The sequence below is a fragment of the Pseudomonas sp. CFBP13528 genome, assembly GCF_005233615.1.
In the GTDB taxonomy this organism is placed as follows: domain Bacteria; phylum Pseudomonadota; class Gammaproteobacteria; order Pseudomonadales; family Pseudomonadaceae; genus Aquipseudomonas; species Aquipseudomonas fluorescens_AM.
Genome location: NZ_QGAJ01000004.1, coordinates 407,120 through 424,939, shown reverse-complemented (window position 1 = coordinate 424,939; position 17,820 = coordinate 407,120). Strand labels below are relative to the sequence as shown.

The following is a 17,820-nucleotide window of genomic DNA, read 5'->3' as shown; positions in this document are numbered from 1 at the left end:
GATGCCTGCTATCCCTTTGGAGCATGGTCTGGCGGTCGCCGGCATCCTGTTCTGCCTTGGCCTGGTCGGCCTGATGGTTCGCCGTAACATTCTGTTCGTGTTGATGAGCCTGGAAATCATGATGAACGCTGCGGCACTGGCGTTTATCGTGGCGGGTGCACGTTGGGGCCAGCCGGATGGACAAGTCATGTTCATCCTGGTGATCAGCCTGGCAGCCGCCGAGGCCAGCATTGGCCTGGCGATCCTGCTGCAACTGTATCGTCGCTTCCACACGCTTGATATCGACGCTGCCAGTGAGATGCGCGGATGAACATGATCTTTCTGACTTTCGTATTTCCCCTGATCGGTTTCCTGCTGCTGTCGTTCTCTCGCGGACGCTGGTCGGAGAACCTCTCGGCCCTGATCGGCGTGGGCTCGATTGGCCTGTCGGCGATCGTGGCCGCCTACGTCATCTGGCAATTCAACGTCGCGCCCCCGGAAGGCGGTCATTACACGCTGGTGCTGTGGCAGTGGATGTCGGTGGAGGGCTTCAAGCCCAACTTCGCCCTCTATGTCGACGGCCTGTCGATCACCATGCTCGGCGTGGTGGTGGGTGTGGGCTTCCTGATCCACCTGTTCGCGTCCTGGTACATGCGCGGTGAAGCGGGCTACTCGCGCTTCTTCTCGTACACCAACCTGTTTATCGCCAGCATGCTGTTCCTGGTGCTGGGCGATAACCTGTTGTTCCTGTACTTCGGCTGGGAAGGCGTGGGCCTGTGCTCGTACCTGTTGATCGGTTTCTACTACAGCAACCGCAACAACGGTAACGCCGCGCTCAAGGCGTTTATCGTCACCCGTATCGGCGACGTGTTCATGGCCATTGGCCTGTTCATCCTGTTCCAACAGGTAGGCACGCTGAATATCCAGGAACTGCTGGTGCTGGCACCGCAAAAATTCCAGGTCGGCGACTTCTGGATCACCCTGGCGACCCTGATGCTGCTGGGCGGCGCTGTCGGTAAATCCGCGCAACTGCCGCTGCAAACCTGGCTGGCGGATGCAATGGCCGGTCCTACCCCGGTGTCGGCACTGATCCACGCCGCGACCATGGTGACTGCCGGTGTCTACCTGATTGCCCGAACCCACGGTCTGTTCACGCTGGCGCCGGATATCCTGCATCTTGTAGGCATCGTCGGTGGCGTGACCCTGGTGCTGGCCGGCTTCGCCGCACTGGTACAGACCGATATCAAGCGTATCCTCGCCTACTCGACCATGAGCCAGATCGGCTACATGTTCCTGGCCCTAGGCGTCGGCGCCTGGGACGCAGCGATCTTCCACCTGATGACCCACGCCTTCTTCAAGGCCCTGCTGTTCCTTGCTTCCGGTGCGGTGATCGTCGCCTGCCACCACGAGCAGAACATCTTCAAGATGGGTGGCCTGTGGAAGAAGCTGCCACTGGCCTACGCCAGCTTCATCGTCGGTGGTGCCGCGCTCGCAGCCCTGCCATTGGTAACCGCCGGTTTCTACTCGAAAGACGAAATCCTCTGGGAAGCCTTTGCCAGCGGCAACCAAAACCTGCTGTACGCAGGCCTGGTGGGCGCGTTCATGACCTCGCTGTACACCTTCCGCCTGATCTTCATCACCTTCCACGGTGAAGCCAAGACCGAAGCACACGCAGGCCACGGCATCTCGCATTGGTTGCCATTGTCGGTGCTGATCATCCTGTCGACCTTCATCGGCGCGCTGATCACTCCGCCACTGGCCGGTGTACTGCCGCAAAGCGTCGGCCATGCCGGCGGCGCAGACAAGCACAGCCTGGAAATCGCCTCGGGCGCCATCGCCATCGCTGGTATCCTGCTGGCGGCCCTGCTGTTCCTCGGCAAGCGTCGCTTCGTGACGGCCGTTGCCAACAGTGGCATTGGTCGTTTCCTGTCAGCCTGGTGGTTCGCTGCCTGGGGCTTCGATTGGCTCTACGACAAACTGTTCGTCAAGCCTTACCTCGCCATCAGCCATTTACTGCGTAAAGACCCGCTCGACCAGACCATCGGTCTGATCCCGCGTGCCGCCAAGGCCGGTCACACCGCCCTGAGCCGCAGCGAGACGGGCCAGTTGCGTTGGTATGCAGCGTCCATGGCAGTCGGTGCCGTGCTGGTGATCGGCGCCATCGTGGTGGTAGCCGTCTGACATGAACCTTTTGAACTTTGCAAACTTGCGAAAGGAAACGAGCCTGTCATGATTCTGCCCTGGCTAATCCTGATCCCCTTTATCGGCGGCCTGCTCTGCTGGATGGGTGAACGCTTCGGCGCCACCCTCCCCCGCTGGATTGCGTTGCTGACCATGTCCCTTGAACTCGCACTCGGCCTCTGGCTGTGGGCCCATGGCGACTATTCATTTGCTCCGGCACCGGGTGCCGATCCAACCTTCGCGCTTGAATTCAAGCACGTGTGGATCCAGCGCTTCGGCATCAACGTGCACCTGGCCCTCGACGGCCTGTCGCTGTTGATGATCCTGCTGACCGGCCTGTTGGGTATCCTCTCGGTACTCTGCTCCTGGAAAGAGATCCAGCGTCACGTGGGCTTCTTCCACCTGAACCTGATGTGGATCCTGGGCGGCGTTGTCGGCGTGTTCCTCGCGCTGGACCTGTTCATGTTCTTCTTCTTCTGGGAAATGATGCTGGTGCCGATGTACTTCCTCATCGCGCTCTGGGGTCACAGTTCTTCGGACGGCAAGAAAACCCGGATCTACGCGGCGACCAAGTTCTTCATCTTCACCCAGGCTTCCGGCCTGATCATGTTGGTGGCGATCCTGGGTCTGGTACTGGTCAACTTCAACAGCACGGGCGTGATTACGTTCAACTACGCCGACCTGTTGAAAACCAAGATGTCGCTGACCACCGAGTACGTGCTGATGCTGGGCTTCTTCATCGCGTTCGCGGTGAAGCTGCCGGTGGTGCCGTTCCACTCCTGGTTGCCTGACGCCCACGCCCAGGCGCCGACGGCCGGTTCTGTCGACTTGGCCGGTATCCTGCTGAAGACCGCTGCCTACGGCCTGTTGCGTTTCGCCCTGCCGCTGTTCCCGAATGCGTCGGCCGAGTTCGCGCCGATCGCCATGACCCTGGGTCTGATCGGGATTTTCTACGGTGCGTTCCTGGCCTTCGCACAGACCGACATCAAGCGTCTGATCGCCTTCTCGTCCGTTTCCCACATGGGCTTCGTGCTGATCGGCATCTACTCCGGCAGCCAGCTGGCGTTGCAAGGCGCCGTGATCCAGATGTTGGCCCACGGTGTTTCGGCCGCTGCACTGTTTATCCTGAGTGGTCAGCTGTACGAGCGCCTGCACACCCGTGACATGCGTGAAATGGGTGGCGTGTGGTCGCGCATCGCTTACCTGCCGGCAATCAGCCTGTTCTTCGCCGCCGCGTCGCTGGGCTTGCCGGGTACCGGTAACTTCATCGGCGAGTTCCTGATCCTGATGGGTGCCTTCGTGCAGACGCCGTGGATCAGTGCGATTGCTACCTCCGGCCTGGTGTTCGGTTCGGTCTACTCGCTGATCATGATCCACCGCGCCTACTTCGGCCCGGCCAAGTCCGACACTGTCCTGCAAGGGATGGATGCGCGCGAACTGATCATGGTGCTCGGCCTTGCGGTATTGCTGATCTACATCGGCGTTTACCCGCAGCCGTTCCTGGACACGTCTGCCGCCACGATGCATGGCGTGCAGCAGTGGTTCGGCACCGCCTTCTCTCAACTCGCTTCGGCCCGGTAAGAGCGCTATGGAATTCACGATCCAACACTTTATCGCGCTTGCGCCGCTGCTGATCACCAGCCTCACCATTGTGGTGGTGATGCTGGCGATCGCCTGGCGCCGCAATCATTCGCAAACGTTCCTGCTGTCCTGTGCCGGTTTGAACCTGGCACTGTTGTCGATCATCCCGGCCCTCAAGGTCGCGCCACTGGCGGTTACGCCGTTGATGATGGTCGATGACTTCGCCCTGCTGTACATCGCACTGATCCTGGTGGCGACCCTGGCCTGCGTCACCCTCGCCCACGCTTACCTGGGCGAAGGCGGCACTGGCTACCCGGGCAACAAGGAAGAGCTGTACCTGCTGATCCTGCTGGCTGCGGCCGGTGGCATCGTGCTGGTCAGCGCACAGCACCTGGCCGGCCTGTTCATCGGCCTGGAACTGCTGTCGATCCCGACCTACGGCCTGGTGGCGTATGCCTTCTTCAACAAGCGCTCCCTGGAAGCCGGCATCAAATACATGGTGCTGTCGGCCGCCGGTTCCGCGTTCCTGTTGTTCGGTATGGCCCTGCTCTACGCCGAAGCCGGCAGCCTGAGCTTCACCGGTATCGGCCACGCCCTGGCCGCCACCAACAGCCCTGCGCCAATCGCCCAGTTGGGCCTGGCGATGATGCTGATCGGCCTGGCGTTCAAGCTGTCGCTGGTACCCTTCCACCTGTGGACCCCGGACGTGTACGAAGGCGCCCCGGCGCCGGTGGCTGCGTTCCTGGCTACCGCGTCGAAAGTGGCTGTGTTTGCGGTGATGGTGCGTCTGTTCCAGATCTCGCCAGCGGCTAACACCGGCGTGCTGAGCGATGTGCTGACCGTGATCGCCATTGCGTCGATCCTGTTCGGCAACCTGCTGGCGCTGACCCAGAACAATCTCAAGCGTCTGCTGGGTTATTCGTCCATCGCCCACTTCGGCTACCTGCTGATCGCCCTGGTGGCGAGCAAAGGCCTGGCCGTGGAAGCCATCGGCGTGTACCTGGTCACCTACGTGATCACCAGCCTCGGCGCATTCGGTGTGATCACGCTGATGTCCTCGCCGTACAAGGGCCGTGATGCCGACGCCCTGTACGAATACCGCGGCCTGTTCTGGCGCCGTCCGTACCTGACCGCCGTGCTGACCGTGATGATGCTGTCCCTGGCGGGTATCCCGCTGACTGCCGGCTTTATCGGCAAGTTCTACATCGTCGCCACCGGCGTCGAGGCCCACGAGTGGTGGTTGGTGGCGTCCCTGGTACTGGGCAGCGCCATCGGCGTGTTCTATTACCTGCGCGTGATGGTCACCCTGTACCTGATCGAGCCGAACCTGCGCCGTGTGGATGCCGAGCTGCATTGGGAACAGAAAGCCGGTGGCGTGATGCTGCTGGCCATCGCCCTGCTCGCGTTCTTCCTGGGCGTGTACCCGCAACCGTTGCTCACCCTGGTGCAGCATGCGGTGCTGGGGGTTTGATCGCTTAGGTTGATGCAGTAAAAAGAACGGCGCCTTTGGGCGCCGTTTTTGCGTCTCAGAGGGAAACAATAGAGATGCAGTGCAACCACTATCGTCTTCGCGGGCAAGCCCACTCCCACAGGGGTATGCATTCCAAATGTGCGAGCGGGCTTGCCCGCGAAGGCGCCTGAACGGGCTGATACGGCTGGTAGCGCGTTTTCCCGAGACCGTGGCGCAACTTGCCGCTCTGGGCTGAGCTGCAAAAGCCCCAAAAAAAACGCCCCGAATGTTCGGGGCGTTTTTTACAGTGCAACGGCGTCAGAACGCGATACCAACCTTGAAACCATACTCATCACGCTTGAGCTTGGTGTTGTCGGCTACATAGGAGTCGTCATCGAGCTTGTATTCGGTACGGGTGTAGTACAAGCCCGCCATCACCGGCAAGTTGCCCTTCTGGTTCATCAGCAGGCTGACTTCGGCATAAGGGTTGGTGCGGTCCTTGAGGTCCACGCTGTCGCTGCCGACGCCGTCCACCTTGAGTTTGGCGCGGCCATCGATGGTATGACGGGCGCCGGCTTCAACGCGCAGGGTCATGTCATCGAACTGATGGTTGTAGCCCAGGGCAGCCTTGGCGAACGGTGACTTGTTGGTGAGCTTCAGGTCGTAGCCGTTGGTGTCCGGCTCATAACGCGTCCAGGTGTAGCCACCGCCGACGATCACGTCGACGAAGTTGCGCGCATCCAGCGCGGCGCGCCAGCCAAGATCGAGGTCGGCCTGGCCTTCCTTGAGCTTGTTATCGCTCTTTTCGCCGTACTTGGCTTCGATACCGGCCTGGTAGATGAAGCCGGATTCGGCGGTAAGCTTATTACCGAAGTTGTAGAACAGGCCCGCCTCGGGCATGTGGTCCTTGTCGCTCTCGCTACCGCCTTCGAGTTTGAAGTCGTTATAGCTGCCGAGGATCCCGAAAGTGGAAATCGGGTCGGTCGACGGTGCAGCGAACACCACGGTTGGCGACGCCACGAGGGCCAGCCACGAGGCGTTCTTGAGGAATTTTCCGAATAGTTTGGACATCGTTTACATCTCCATTTTTGAGTGGGCAAAGTATTCAGGAATCGGTTCGAACATTGGCGTCAGCAAAAAGTTCGAACGAATTTGCACCAAAATGGAGAAAAAACGGTTCAGCGAAGGCTCTAACTCAAGACTTTTCGCAATCGGCCCTGACCACCCCCTCATGCACCCTGCGCAATTGCGCATGATCCGGCAGCCGAATGGATGAGCACCGTCATGATGCGTTCCCTGGGCGCGGACTGAATGCGTCACTATGCCGCGCGTCCGTGCGAATTGTCATTTTGAATGAACCTTTACGCGTGGCTGCCTATCCATCTATAACAAGACAGGGAGGCAACATGAGTACCGCAAAAATCTACACCATCAACTACCAGCTGCACGGTAAACCCAAGTCTTTTGTAGTGCGCGCCGAGGTGATGAACAGCACCGAAGCCTGGCATTGGGCGGCCGTCGATGCCGATATTGCGCACGTCAGCCGCATCGGCCGCGTGGGGCACGAACAGGTGAAAAAAACCACCCGGCCCTGGGCGGAAAAATACGGCATCACCGATGTGAGCTGGAACCCTCCAAAATAAACAAAGCCCCGCACAGTGCGGGGCTTGGTTTACTTCTTCAAGTCGCCCAACGGATCGTAGGGCGGCTTTTTTTCCGGTTGCTTTTGCTTATCCAGCGGCGCAATGGCGGGGCCGATGGGATCGACCTGCGGGTCAGACACCTCCGGCGAATCGGGATCGAATCCCAGCTCATCTTTGCCAGTGGCGTGTTCGTCGGAGCGCGGGCCGTTCGGGGGATTGCTCATACAGACCTCCTTGCTTACAGCGGGCGGGCTTTGTCGTGGAGGTTTTCCAGGTCGTGTTCGACCTGCTCCACGTCGTCGTTGTCCTGGCGCTCGGCCGGGTCGTTGGGGCGCAGTGCATCGTTATCGCGCTCCTCTTCACCGGGCGTGCGATCAGGATTGGGCGTGCCAGGCGGCGGTTGCTTGTGTTCGGACATGATGGCTTACCTCATGGTGACTTCAATGGTTTAGAGGAAACACCGCTGGGCATCGTTCAACTTGATTGCTTCAAGCATGAGAAGATGCACGCCCGTGCTGGAGACCTGACCCGAATGTTCGAACTCAAACCCTGTGACCCCGTCCTTTATCGAAAACAAACCCGCCGCAGCACGCTGATCGTCGCCGTGGTATTCCTCGCCCTGGCCATGTTGTTGTCGAGCCTGGCGGTGATGCTGTTCGGTGAACCGGGGGGTGATAACGTGCGCTTCAATGTCGGCGGGGTGTTTGCCGGGGTGTTGATCACCCTCGCTCTGGTGCGCGGCCCCTTCTGGGGCCAGGCTTGGCTGGCACCGGCGGTATACGGCTGGCAGCTCAAGCGCAGCCTGATGAGCGTGACCAATGTGATGCACAAGGTCAGCGAACGGGTACAGGCCGATGACCCGAACGCTATCAAAGTGTTGCGTTTCTACCACTTGGCGCTGACGCAGATGCATGCCCTGGATGCCAACTCCAGCGCCCAGGCGCAACTGGTGGGTGAGGTCCAGGCACACAAGGCCAGGATGCACGCGTTGGGGATCGATACCGAACAAACCCGTCTCGATCCGGCTTGGCTGGAGAGCCTTAAAAACCGCTGAGCACTGCATGTGCGCCAGCCACACGCGCTAAGCCGTTTGTTTATAGGGCAATAAACGCAGGCCACTGGCGACAGCGCCGATCAGCGCGAACCCACAACCCAGCCACAATGCGCAGGCTGGGCCACTGTCCACGAACAGATGAAAACACAAGGCGACCAACGAGGCGCCCAGTGTCTGGCCCAGCAGCCGCGAGATCGCCACGATGCCACTGGCCCCGCCGCTGCGCGCCAAAGGTGCGCTGGTCATCAGCGCCTTGAGATTGGGCGACTGGAAAAAGCCGAAACCGGCGCCACACAAGGCCATGCGCCAGCCGATATCGAAGGCCGAGGCATCAGTGCTCAAGGTCGCCAGCGCTGCCATGCCGACACTGAGCATCAACAAGCCAATGCCGCACAGCAGGCCCAGTGACACGCGGTCAGCCAGGCGTCCCGCCACCAGGGCCATGACCGCCACCACGGCCGGCCACGGCGTCATCAGAAAGCCGGTCTCCACCTGGGTGTGGCCCAGCGCCGACTGCAACAGGAACGGCAATGCGACAAATGCCAGGCCCTGGGCACTGAAGGCACAGATCGCCGTCAGCGAAGACAACGCAAACACCGGGCGCTTGAACAAGTCCACCGCCAGCATTGGCGCCGGATGCCCGGCCTCGCGGCGCAGCAGTAAAGCGCCGAACACCAGCGCCAGCGCGATCAGTCCCAGGGTCAGTGCGCCCTGTGCGCCATGCACGGCGGCGCCCAAGCCCAGGACCAGCAAGGCGAACAACCCGGCACATAACAGCGCCGCCAACCGATCAAAAGCGTGCCCGGTGATCGGCAGCGTCGGTAACGAGCGCAGGCCCAGGCTCAAGGCCAGCAGCCCGAGTGGCACATTGATCAGGTACAGCCAATGCCAACTGGCCACTGAGAGAATCGCCGATGCGGCGGTGGGCCCCAGGGTGAACGCCAGCCCCACCACCAGCGAGTTATAGCCCAGCCCACGCCCGAGCATTTTCGCCGGGTAGATATGCCGCAGCAAGGCGGTGTTGACGCTCATCAGCGCGGCCGCCCCCAGGCCCTGCGCCACCCGCGCGGCGGTGAGGGTCAACAGCGAATCGGCGAGGCCGCACAATAAAGACGAGACAATGAACAGCAGCAACCCGCCGAGGTACACGCGGCGATGCCCCAGCACATCGCTCAGCGATGCAAACGGCAGCACTGTTGCGATTATCGCCAGCTGGTAGGCGTTGACCACCCAGATCACCGAAGCCGAGTCAGTACCGATGCCCTCTGCCAGCGTCGGCAAGGCGGTATTGACGATAGCAGTGTCCAGCGTCGCCATGCCGATCCCCAAGGACAGGGCAATCACGGCCGGTAAGCGTTTATCGAGGGGCAGCCCATCGGCAACAGGAGACATGAACAATCCGCACAGGTGGCAAGGGAGCCTAGATTACGGCCAGTGCGGATTTTTTTCAGCGTTCGTTCGCCTGGCTGTCATTGTTTTCATGTTGCCAAGGGCTGGCCAGGCCCGGCTCAATAGGTGATTTGAAGCGTGGTACTGGGCGGGTTCGTGCGGCAATTACAGGCTAACTGATCAGCCGCCATCTTCGGATTCCAGGGGCCGATCACGCCGTCGCGCTTGCCGTTGTCATCCACTGAATCCAGCGCTTTCAAGACGTTGTCACGCTTGAGCACTTCGCGGGCCAGTTGGGTTTCATTATCTTTGTGCGCGTCGCCGGTCAGCGAACGTCCCGCCACTTCACGGATTTTATCCGTGGTTGCATTCGGGGTCGTCGGGTGCTTGAACGCCTGGAAGTTGTCGCCAAATGCCTTGGCCAGACCCGAGTCCGACATTTTCGAGTAATCGTTGGGGGCCGGCTGTGGCGGTGAAACATTCACGGAAATGCGTGAGATCATCATGATTGGGTTCTCCTGGAAGTTTGCTGAGGTCGCTGTTAAGTGGCCAGCGGTCTCAGCTCAGTTCCAGGGTGCCCGTGGGGCGGGCAGGCACCGTCAGAGCGGCATTGCCGGTGTGATCGCGCTGAGGTCCAGATACCCTTCTTTCAAAGGCGGACACCAATAATAGCCACCGGTCAACGGTGTGCTGATGCGATATAAACCATCGACAATCCCGTCTTCCAGTCCACTCATACGGCGCAGTTGCGCTTCGAATGCGTCGAAGGAATGGCCGAAGGCGAGAAACATCAGCCCCGCCTGGCCGTTCTCGGCCCATGGCATCGAACGACGTACCACGAACGCCTGCGGGGTGAAGCTTTCCTGCGCGGTGCGCTTGGTATGGGCCGAGTCAGGGGCGTCGTCGAGCTCTTCGTTGTCGCCATGGCGGCGGCCGATGATGTGGTCGCGCTCCTCGGCCGGTAGCGCAGCGAAACCGTCGAGGTCGTGCTGCCACTGCTGGATGGCGGCGAAGCTGGCGCCGCTGTCTGTGAAGGCCGCTTCCACGGCCGCATCGTCGTGAGGGTTCTCGGTGCCGTCTTCATAGTCGGTCAAGTCGAAACCGGTCTTGTAGCGAAAGCCTTCGGTCATCTGTACCAGACGCAACGCCGGCGCCAGGGCTTTTTCGAACGCGCGGCTGCGCAACAGCAATTCACCACGGTCCACGCCATGCAACCATACCCACAGAGCCTGCTGAGTGGACGGGTTGTGCGCACCCGGGCCGCTGATGGCCGGGAAGCTGCGCAGCCCTTCGATGCCTGCGCCCAGCGCGCTTACCAGAGGCTTACCGAAACCGACCACCGCCGCCGAATCCGTCAACTGCACCAGCGCGTCCAGCGCAGCAGGCAAGGCATCCTGGGACTCGAGGGCAAAAAACAGATGGCGTGCCTGCAACGGCACTGGTGCGGCAAGAATGCCCGGCTGGTACTGACTCATGTGAACTCCTTCAAGAAAGCCGCGCAGTTTATCCCGAAGCACCCTGAATGCGCAGGAGAAAGCGCGCAAGCCTTGCCACAGAGCCCTTGTATGGGTGACTCTCTAGTCATGATTTGCAACTATTCCAGGGGTAGCGACATGACCACCAGCAACCTGCTCACCCAGCTGTTTCCCGCCTCCACCGCAGAGATTCCCGAACAATTTCGCTTGGCGGCGCCGATTGAACAGCGTGATTACCTGGTCGATGGCCAGTTGCGGGTGTGGAATGGCCCGCTGGCGCGCGTGCAAAGCCCTGTGCAACTGGGCGACGAACGCGTGCACATCGGCAGCACGCCGCTGCTGGACGCCGAGACCGCCCTCAGCGCCCTCGACGCCGCCGTGCGCGCCTATGACCGGGGCCAGGGAGAGTGGCCGACCCTGCGCGTGGCCGAGCGCATCCAACACGTGGAAGCCTTCCTGCGGCGCATGCGCGAACAGCGCGACGCGGTGGTCAAGCTGTTGATGTGGGAGATCGGCAAGAACCTCAAGGACTCACAGAAAGAGTTCGACCGCACCTGCGACTACATCACCGACACCATCAATGCCCTCAAGGAGCTCGACCGCCGCAGCAGCCGCTTCGAGCTGGAGCAGGACACCCTTGGGCAAATCCGCCGCGTGCCCCTGGGCGTGGCGCTGTGCATGGGACCTTACAACTACCCGCTGAACGAAACGTTCACCACGCTGATCCCGGCGCTGATCATGGGCAACACCGTGGTGTTCAAGCCGGCCAAGCTCGGCGTGCTGTTGATCCGCCCGTTGCTGGAGGCGTTCCGCGACAGTTTCCCGGCCGGGGTGATCAACGTGATCTATGGCAGCGGCCGCGAAACCGTGAGCGCGCTGATGGCCAGCGGCAAGATCGACATCTTTGCGTTCATCGGCACCAACAAGGCCGCCAGCGACCTGAAAAAACTGCATCCAAAACCCCACCGTCTGCGCGCCGCACTGGGCCTGGATGCGAAAAACCCGGGCATCGTGCTGCCCGAGGTCGATCTCGACAATGCGGTCAGCGAAGCGCTCACCGGCTCGCTGTCGTTCAACGGCCAGCGCTGCACTGCCCTGAAGATCCTGTTTGTGCATGAGGACGTGGTCGACAGCTTTATCGAAAAATTCAACGCCAGGCTGGCGACGCTCAAGCCCGGCATGCCCTGGGATGACGGCGTGGCGCTGACCCCGCTGCCGGAAGTGGGCAAGGTGGATTACCTCAATGACCTGGTGGCCGATGCCGCGCAGTACGGCGCCCGGGTGGTGAATGCCAACGGCGGTGCAAGCCGTGGGTCATTCTTCTATCCGGCAGTGCTGTACCCGGTGAACCCGCAGATGCGCGTGTACCACGAAGAACAATTCGGCCCCGTGGTGCCGATCGTGCCCTACCGTGACCTGGAGACGGTGATCGACTACGTACTGGACTCGGACTTCGGCCAGCAATTGAGCCTGTTCGGCACCAACGCGGTTGAGGTCGGTCGACTGGTGGATACCTTCGCCAACCAGGTCGGCCGGATCAACATCAACGCCCAGTGCCAGCGCGGGCCGGACACCTTCCCCTTCAACGGGCGCAAGAACTCGGCCGAGGGTACGTTGTCGGTACATGACGCGCTGCGCGTGTTCTCGATCCGCACCCTGGTGGCGACCAAGTTCCAGGAGAGCAACAAGGCGTTGCTCAGCGAGATCCTGCGCAACCGTGACTCGAGCTTCATCAGCACCGACTACATCTTCTAAGATCACCTCGGTCAAAATAGGTGGGAGGGGGCTTGCCCTGATGCCAGTCAGTTAAGGCTTGTTGTAGGAGCGAGGGGGGGCGCCTAGCTCTTGCTCGCGAAAAACGTCAACGATAACGCATGCTTTCTGAATGAACGCGGTGCCTGTGAGTTTCTCGCGAGCAAGCTCGCTCCTACAGACAGCGGTGTACGCTTGACTGACTGACATTAGGGCAAGCCCCCTCTCACATTGGATCGGTTTGCCCTGACTAATGAGGCCCCTTCAATACCGATGAACCTGCCCCTTTTCGCCCGGCGCCTGTTGCGCCCCCTGCTCGACCCGTACCGGCGCTATCGCCACGCCAAGCTGATCCACGCCGTGCGCGTGTCCATCGGCCTATTGGCGACGATCCTGCTGACCAGCGGCCTCAACCTGCCGCATGGCGAGTGGGCGTCGGTGACCATGCTGATCGTGATCGGCGGCCTGCAGCACCACGGCAATATCGGCAAGAAGGCCGTGGAGCGCGCGTACGGTACGCTGATCGGCGCCAGCGTCGGTTTGCTGCTGGTGGTGCAACAAGCCTACTTCGGCCAGCCATTCCTGACTTACCTGCTGATGTCAGCGGTGTGCGGGTTCTTTTCCTACCATGCCATCGGCAAGGGCGGCTATATCGCGCTGCTGTCGGCGATCACGGTGTTTATCGTCGCCGGGCACGGCGACAACCCGATCTCGGACGGCCTGTGGCGCACCGTCGATATCCTGATCGGCATCGCACTGGCGCTGGCGTTTTCCTTCGCCCTGCCGCTGTACGCGGTGTACTCGTGGCGCTACAACCTGGCCAGCGCCCTGCGCGATTGTGCGGCGATCTACAGCCGCATCATCAATGGCCAATCAGTCACCGACGATGAGCACTTCAAGCTGCTCAACCGCTTGAACGCGGCGATGCTGCAACTGCGCTCGCTGATGCCGTCGGTGTCCAAGGAAGTGCGCATTTCCATGACTGAACTGGACACCCTTCAGCGGCATTTGCGCCTGTGTATGAGCACCCTGGAGATTCTCGGCAATACCCGGCCGGACCCTCGGGATGAGCAGGCGACAGCGCGAATGCAACTGATGCTGAAGGCCGAGCACCGGCAAATTCGCGTGCAGTTGGTGGGGATGGCGCGGGCGTTGAAATCGGGAGTGACGGAGCGATTGGAGCGAGAGGCGCCACCCATGACAGGTGAAACCGAAATGCAGGCGTCGGTGTACAACGCATTGGACGGGTATCGGCTGCTGACATTGCAATTGGCAACCAACGTGGATGCGCTGCGCCAGCGGTTGGCCCAGTCATCCAAACGCTGGAACATCTAGGTGAGGAAGGACCGTCTGCGCAAACGCATGACGGCCTTCCCTTGACGGCACAGCCTTGGGTTTACCTGCGGATAACGCCGATGCCGAGTGGTTTGGTAAACACATTATCCTGCAGCACAGTCTGCGCGCCAGTGGCCAGGTTCATCCCGTAATACCAACTGAAGCCGTAGATGTCTTTGTGGGAGAGTGAAATCGACCAATAATCGGCATTCCCCATCGGCCAACGGTTGCCATAGGCAGCCCTGATTGCATACAGCTCGTCGATATAGACCGAGGTCAGGCCTCGACTCACGGCGCTTGAGCGGATGTCACTCAATGTCCCTCCTCCCAGGCCATAGACGTGCCAGACCTCGTAGCCACTGACCGTGCAATTCCTCGTCTGGGGCGGCGAAGCACTGTCAGAAACCGTTATCACGCATTCACCGTTGCCTCGCAATGAAACAAAGCCGCTCGAGTCAACGACCGCCACCGCACTATTGCTGCTTGAGTACCGATACGGCGGGGTCCCTCCTGAGGCATTGATTCGAACCGAATTGCCCGCATCGAAGTTCGGCAGGATGGTGGGATAGTCCGGCAGTATGTAGGTGGTTGCATCGAGATAAACGTACGTTTGGTCGATCACCAATGGCGAGGTGAGACTGATGGTGTACTCCGTGTCTGGAAAGCTCACCGCCGCAAACTCATCTTTGATGCCGGGCTGATAGTTGACCTTGGTGCTGACTGTGATTCGAGCGCCGTCCGGCAGGCTCTGCAGCCAATCACGGGATACCGGCACGTTCGCCAACCCGTTGGCTTGCTCTATCGCATTGATGGGATGGTTTTGCAGCAACACCAACGGCACGACCCCTGGGCTGTCGGTGGTGATTGTCGACCAGACGTGCTGGTTTTCCACACTCAGGCGCCATTTGGGCGAGCCGGCCAGCGCATCGCCGGTCAATGCGGGCGGATTGATGCTGGCGCCGTGAGGGATGTAATTGATCAGTACGCGCGGCAAATCGTCGGGCGCAAGGCTGCCAACCATGACCCTCTGCACTTCGGAAGAACCCTCGCCACCGCTTGCCAGTACGACGGAATATTGCAGGCTCACGATACTGTTGACGCTGCTGCCCAGGATCAGATTATTGATATTGAACGTGACCGTACCGCCGTCCAGCCCGTCTTGAGGGCCGAGGTAGAACTGCGTTCCGTCCGCATGGATCCAACGCAGGATCACACTGTCGGTACCGCCCTTATTCATACCGGGATAACTGACGTTGACTTGGCATTTGTTCTCAACCGTCAGCGGATCGATCGATACAACCGGCCCGGTGGCTGGTATGGAATCCTTGATGCCAGGGTGCGGGAAGATGTGCTGTTGCCGTTGAATCCTGTGGTGGCGGACATCAAACAGCACAGCGTCTTCAAATTTGCCGGTGCGATTGAAGGTCACCCAGAAGCTGATCGTCAGATCAGACCCCTCCTGCAAATTGCGCAAGGCCAGGACCGGTGTGTCACTGGCAATGCCGTTGAGAACCTCGTCGGCATTAACGTCGCGCCCTCGATAGACTTCGTTGAGATAGGGCGCGCCGTTGCTGCGCACACCTTCATAGTTAAACCACATACGCTGCCCCAGGAAGGCATACGGCCAGGCAGGCACGCGTGTTTCATCGAAGTCCTGAAGCAACGGAACCTCCAGGACCGCACTGTCACCAATGCTGTCGATTACCGGCCCAGCCAGATGACGCGGCGGCAACAGGCGCACCTCCAGGACCGGCGAGTCGGTTGCAAAACCGTTGCGGACCACCTCAAAGAACACCTTGATGGTGCGTCCCAAAGGGTGGAGGTTGAAACCGATCACCTGGGTTGGGACGGTGAAATCGATAAAGTCGCCGGCCTGGTTGTCTTTGGACTGCGAGTGAGTGCCTTCTTCGGGCAAGCCCTCACAATGCATCACAACCTTGTCCATGCGCTTGATCTGGTCGTACCGCACCCGCACCGTCGCACCGTTTGGCCAGCACCGCGCGGGATCAAGCTCGTCAGGGTCGGTGGTCGCCTCCAGAACCTGGGGCGCAAACAGCTCACCCAGGGCCGTGCCAATCGTCACCAGCAGGTCCTCGGAATACTGAACGGCGCCAAAACGATCACGCAGGTAACTGACCGTCAGCGTGCCGTCCAGGTTACCCAGAAACAACTGCAGGGGAATATCCAGCAACAACGGATTGGGCGGTGGCGCGCCCAGGGTGTATTGGAACTGTACTACGCCACTCGAGGAGCCCGTGTATTTGACGATGATGATATCGCCCTGTTTGAACTCGGTGCGTAACTCGAGAGTGCCGACACTGCCCACCGTAGCGGGGTCGACATTGCCGTTGACTGCCTCGTGGATGATCGGCGCAGGCAAATCAAGCGCAGCTCGCCCGATCTGCACGTACAGGCGCTCCGACTCGCGTACGTCGTTGGCGCCGGAAACCTCATAGTGCACATTCGTATTGCCCAGACCCTCGAACTTACTGTATTCGGCGTTGGCGAAATCGCGAGTGCGTACATGGGTGCCGGCAAGCCGCGTAGACGACACGCGTTCCACCGTACCGTCCATGCGTTGCCCCTCAATTTGGACTTTAAGGCCGTCGCCCGGATCGCCGGGTGGCTGGTAATCCGGCATCTGCGCGGTAATACGCGCATGGTCTGGCGCGATGAAGGGGCCAAAGGCCTCTCTGACGATGGGTTTGGGCAATTCGTAGCGACGGCCGATTACGTTGACGGTCAATTTCTTTGACCGCAACGGCGCCACGCCAGCTCTTACGCGCTCGTAATAGACGGTCAACGAGCTTTGAATGAGGGACCGCACCCGTTCGTTTCTAATGGGAAAGTCGTTGTACCCACGGATCATGTCCTGTTGAAGCGATTCAGTCATGAATTCGCCGCCGGGGGTGGTGCCTCGCACCGTCAAGCGAATGACATCACCGGTCTGGAAGTTCGGGTCATTGCGGGCAACGAATACCGAGGCCGTCGCCGGGCTTCGGCCCAGCGCATCGGCATCCAGTGTCAGGCTGGCGGCGTCGGCCTCGACAATTTCAGGTGGCGCAAGCGGCTCAATATCCTCCAGGTCGACTTGCACCAGCAGCGGCCTGGACTTGTGTTCCAGCGAACCGGAAATATTCTGCACTTCGTCCAGCACGTAGAACTGCACGACGTACTGGCCATTGTCGAGCGCGTTCAAAAACTGCGGGTCGATCCGAAACTGCACGTCACTTCCCACCTGGCTCTCGGTCACTGGCGCGAGGGGATAAAGATGCTCCCCGAAGAACAGCCGCACACTGTCGTTGACGCGCATGTTCTTCCAGGCCTTGATGGTGGCCGTCACATTGTCCACCACCGTGCTATCAATGGCGGTGTGCGAAAGCGTCAACACCAGCTCGGAATGCCAACCATCACCGGGCATTTCGTCTTCTGCGCCTGGACGTGTGTCCTTGATGAACACGACTTGCGGGACAGACGTCCGAGGCGTGGATGACCCGCGCTTGCGGACCTCGCCATATACGTTTGGGATAAAGCCCAACTGCAAGAACTGCCGGGGAATGGTCAGGTAAAACTGGTCGTTGTTGACGGTCGTGACGTCAACAGTATCTTCGGCCAATATGATGCCGTCCATTCTTATCGAGTAAACATCCGCGACCGAGACCTCACCCAGTACGGGATCATCCCAGCGACTGAAAATATAGTGCAAGCCATCTTCGATATGGCGTATGCCCAGCCCGTAAGCAGCGTTTTGCACCGGCACGACCTGTCGGGGCGAGGTGAAGGGTGGCTCCAGGTTTTCGAGGATCATGACCCCCGGCTGAGTGGGAGACTCTTTCGGCTGGGCCGGCGCTACCAATACAGGCAAGGGGCGTGGAACAAAGGGGGTGGCAGACATGAGAGGCCTCCAGATTGATCAGCGTGCAGCCAGCACACGCGCCTGGAAACAGGAGACACTTGCCCATATCGAACGTCTAGCTGTGA

General features: G+C 60.4%; 15 protein-coding genes. 8 read left to right on the top strand and 7 right to left on the bottom strand.

Features of this window, described 5'->3' with window-relative positions; all coding sequences use genetic code 11:
* Position 1 precedes the first annotated feature (1 nt).
* From nuoK to nuoN, 4 genes are read left to right on the top strand one after another with little or no spacing between them, the layout of a single operon-like run.
* On the top strand, positions 2-310 hold the full coding sequence (nuoK, locus tag PspCFBP13528_RS11460; protein ID WP_003174727.1) for an NADH-quinone oxidoreductase subunit NuoK: 309 nt from the start codon (positions 2-4) through the stop codon (positions 308-310).
* Positions 307-2,160 (top strand): NADH-quinone oxidoreductase subunit L, encoded by a 1,854-nt coding sequence (gene nuoL, locus PspCFBP13528_RS11455; protein WP_137200248.1) that lies wholly within the window; start codon positions 307-309, stop codon positions 2,158-2,160. The genes nuoK and nuoL overlap by 4 nt, the downstream gene beginning before the upstream one ends.
* Before the next feature lie 48 nt (positions 2,161-2,208).
* Positions 2,209-3,741: an NADH-quinone oxidoreductase subunit M gene (gene nuoM, locus PspCFBP13528_RS11450; protein WP_101220119.1), complete on the top strand. Its 1,533-nt coding sequence runs from the start codon at positions 2,209-2,211 to the stop codon at positions 3,739-3,741.
* Positions 3,742-3,748: 7 nt separating this feature from the next.
* Complete coding sequence (gene nuoN, locus PspCFBP13528_RS11445) at positions 3,749-5,212, top strand: NADH-quinone oxidoreductase subunit NuoN (protein ID WP_137200247.1); 1,464 nt, start codon at positions 3,749-3,751, stop codon at positions 5,210-5,212.
* A 297-nt stretch (positions 5,213-5,509) separates the two neighbouring features.
* Here nuoN and PspCFBP13528_RS11440 read toward each other — a convergent pair whose 3' ends face one another.
* Complete coding sequence (locus tag PspCFBP13528_RS11440; RefSeq protein ID WP_137200246.1) at positions 5,510-6,262, bottom strand: outer membrane beta-barrel protein; 753 nt, start codon at positions 6,260-6,262, stop codon at positions 5,510-5,512.
* A 335-nt stretch (positions 6,263-6,597) separates the two neighbouring features.
* On the opposite strand from PspCFBP13528_RS11440, the gene PspCFBP13528_RS11435 reads away from it, so the two are divergent.
* Positions 6,598-6,834: a DUF6555 family protein gene (locus tag PspCFBP13528_RS11435; RefSeq protein ID WP_065884944.1), complete on the top strand. Its 237-nt coding sequence runs from the start codon at positions 6,598-6,600 to the stop codon at positions 6,832-6,834.
* A gap of 29 nt (positions 6,835-6,863) precedes the next feature.
* Here PspCFBP13528_RS11435 and PspCFBP13528_RS11430 read toward each other — a convergent pair whose 3' ends face one another.
* Together PspCFBP13528_RS11430 and PspCFBP13528_RS11425 are read right to left on the bottom strand one after the other, a co-directional pair.
* Entirely contained in the window at positions 6,864-7,058 is a 195-nt protein-coding gene (locus PspCFBP13528_RS11430) for a DUF6021 family protein (RefSeq protein ID WP_065953129.1), read from the bottom strand.
* Positions 7,059-7,072: 14 nt separating this feature from the next.
* Positions 7,073-7,252 (bottom strand): hypothetical protein, encoded by a 180-nt coding sequence (locus PspCFBP13528_RS11425; protein WP_065953128.1) that lies wholly within the window; start codon positions 7,250-7,252, stop codon positions 7,073-7,075.
* Between the two features lie 114 nt (positions 7,253-7,366).
* On the opposite strand from PspCFBP13528_RS11425, the gene PspCFBP13528_RS11420 reads away from it, so the two are divergent.
* On the top strand, positions 7,367-7,888 hold the full coding sequence (locus PspCFBP13528_RS11420) for a DUF3087 family protein (protein WP_101220116.1): 522 nt from the start codon (positions 7,367-7,369) through the stop codon (positions 7,886-7,888).
* Positions 7,889-7,915: 27 nt separating this feature from the next.
* On the opposite strand, the gene PspCFBP13528_RS11415 is transcribed toward PspCFBP13528_RS11420, so the two are convergent.
* The 3 genes from PspCFBP13528_RS11415 to PspCFBP13528_RS11405 form a co-directional block, all read right to left on the bottom strand.
* Complete coding sequence (locus PspCFBP13528_RS11415) at positions 7,916-9,280, bottom strand: MFS transporter (RefSeq protein ID WP_137200245.1); 1,365 nt, start codon at positions 9,278-9,280, stop codon at positions 7,916-7,918.
* Between the two features lie 116 nt (positions 9,281-9,396).
* Entirely contained in the window at positions 9,397-9,783 is a 387-nt protein-coding gene (locus tag PspCFBP13528_RS11410; RefSeq protein WP_065953125.1) for a hypothetical protein, read from the bottom strand.
* Between the two features lie 93 nt (positions 9,784-9,876).
* Positions 9,877-10,752 (bottom strand): Dyp-type peroxidase, encoded by an 876-nt coding sequence (locus PspCFBP13528_RS11405; RefSeq protein WP_137200244.1) that lies wholly within the window; start codon positions 10,750-10,752, stop codon positions 9,877-9,879.
* 138 nt (positions 10,753-10,890) lie between these two features.
* Here PspCFBP13528_RS11405 and PspCFBP13528_RS11400 point away from each other — a divergent pair, with 138 nt between their 5' ends.
* Both PspCFBP13528_RS11400 and PspCFBP13528_RS11395 read left to right on the top strand, forming a co-directional pair.
* Entirely contained in the window at positions 10,891-12,507 is a 1,617-nt protein-coding gene (locus tag PspCFBP13528_RS11400) for an NADP-dependent glyceraldehyde-3-phosphate dehydrogenase (protein ID WP_137200243.1), read from the top strand.
* A 270-nt stretch (positions 12,508-12,777) separates the two neighbouring features.
* Positions 12,778-13,839, top strand: coding sequence for an FUSC family protein (locus PspCFBP13528_RS11395; RefSeq protein WP_137200242.1), 1,062 nt, complete (start codon positions 12,778-12,780; stop codon positions 13,837-13,839).
* 61 nt (positions 13,840-13,900) lie between these two features.
* Here the strand turns inward: PspCFBP13528_RS11395 and PspCFBP13528_RS11390 are convergent, their stop codons facing one another.
* Positions 13,901-17,734 (bottom strand): hypothetical protein, encoded by a 3,834-nt coding sequence (locus PspCFBP13528_RS11390; protein WP_241669081.1) that lies wholly within the window; start codon positions 17,732-17,734, stop codon positions 13,901-13,903.
* Positions 17,735-17,820 lie beyond the last annotated feature (86 nt).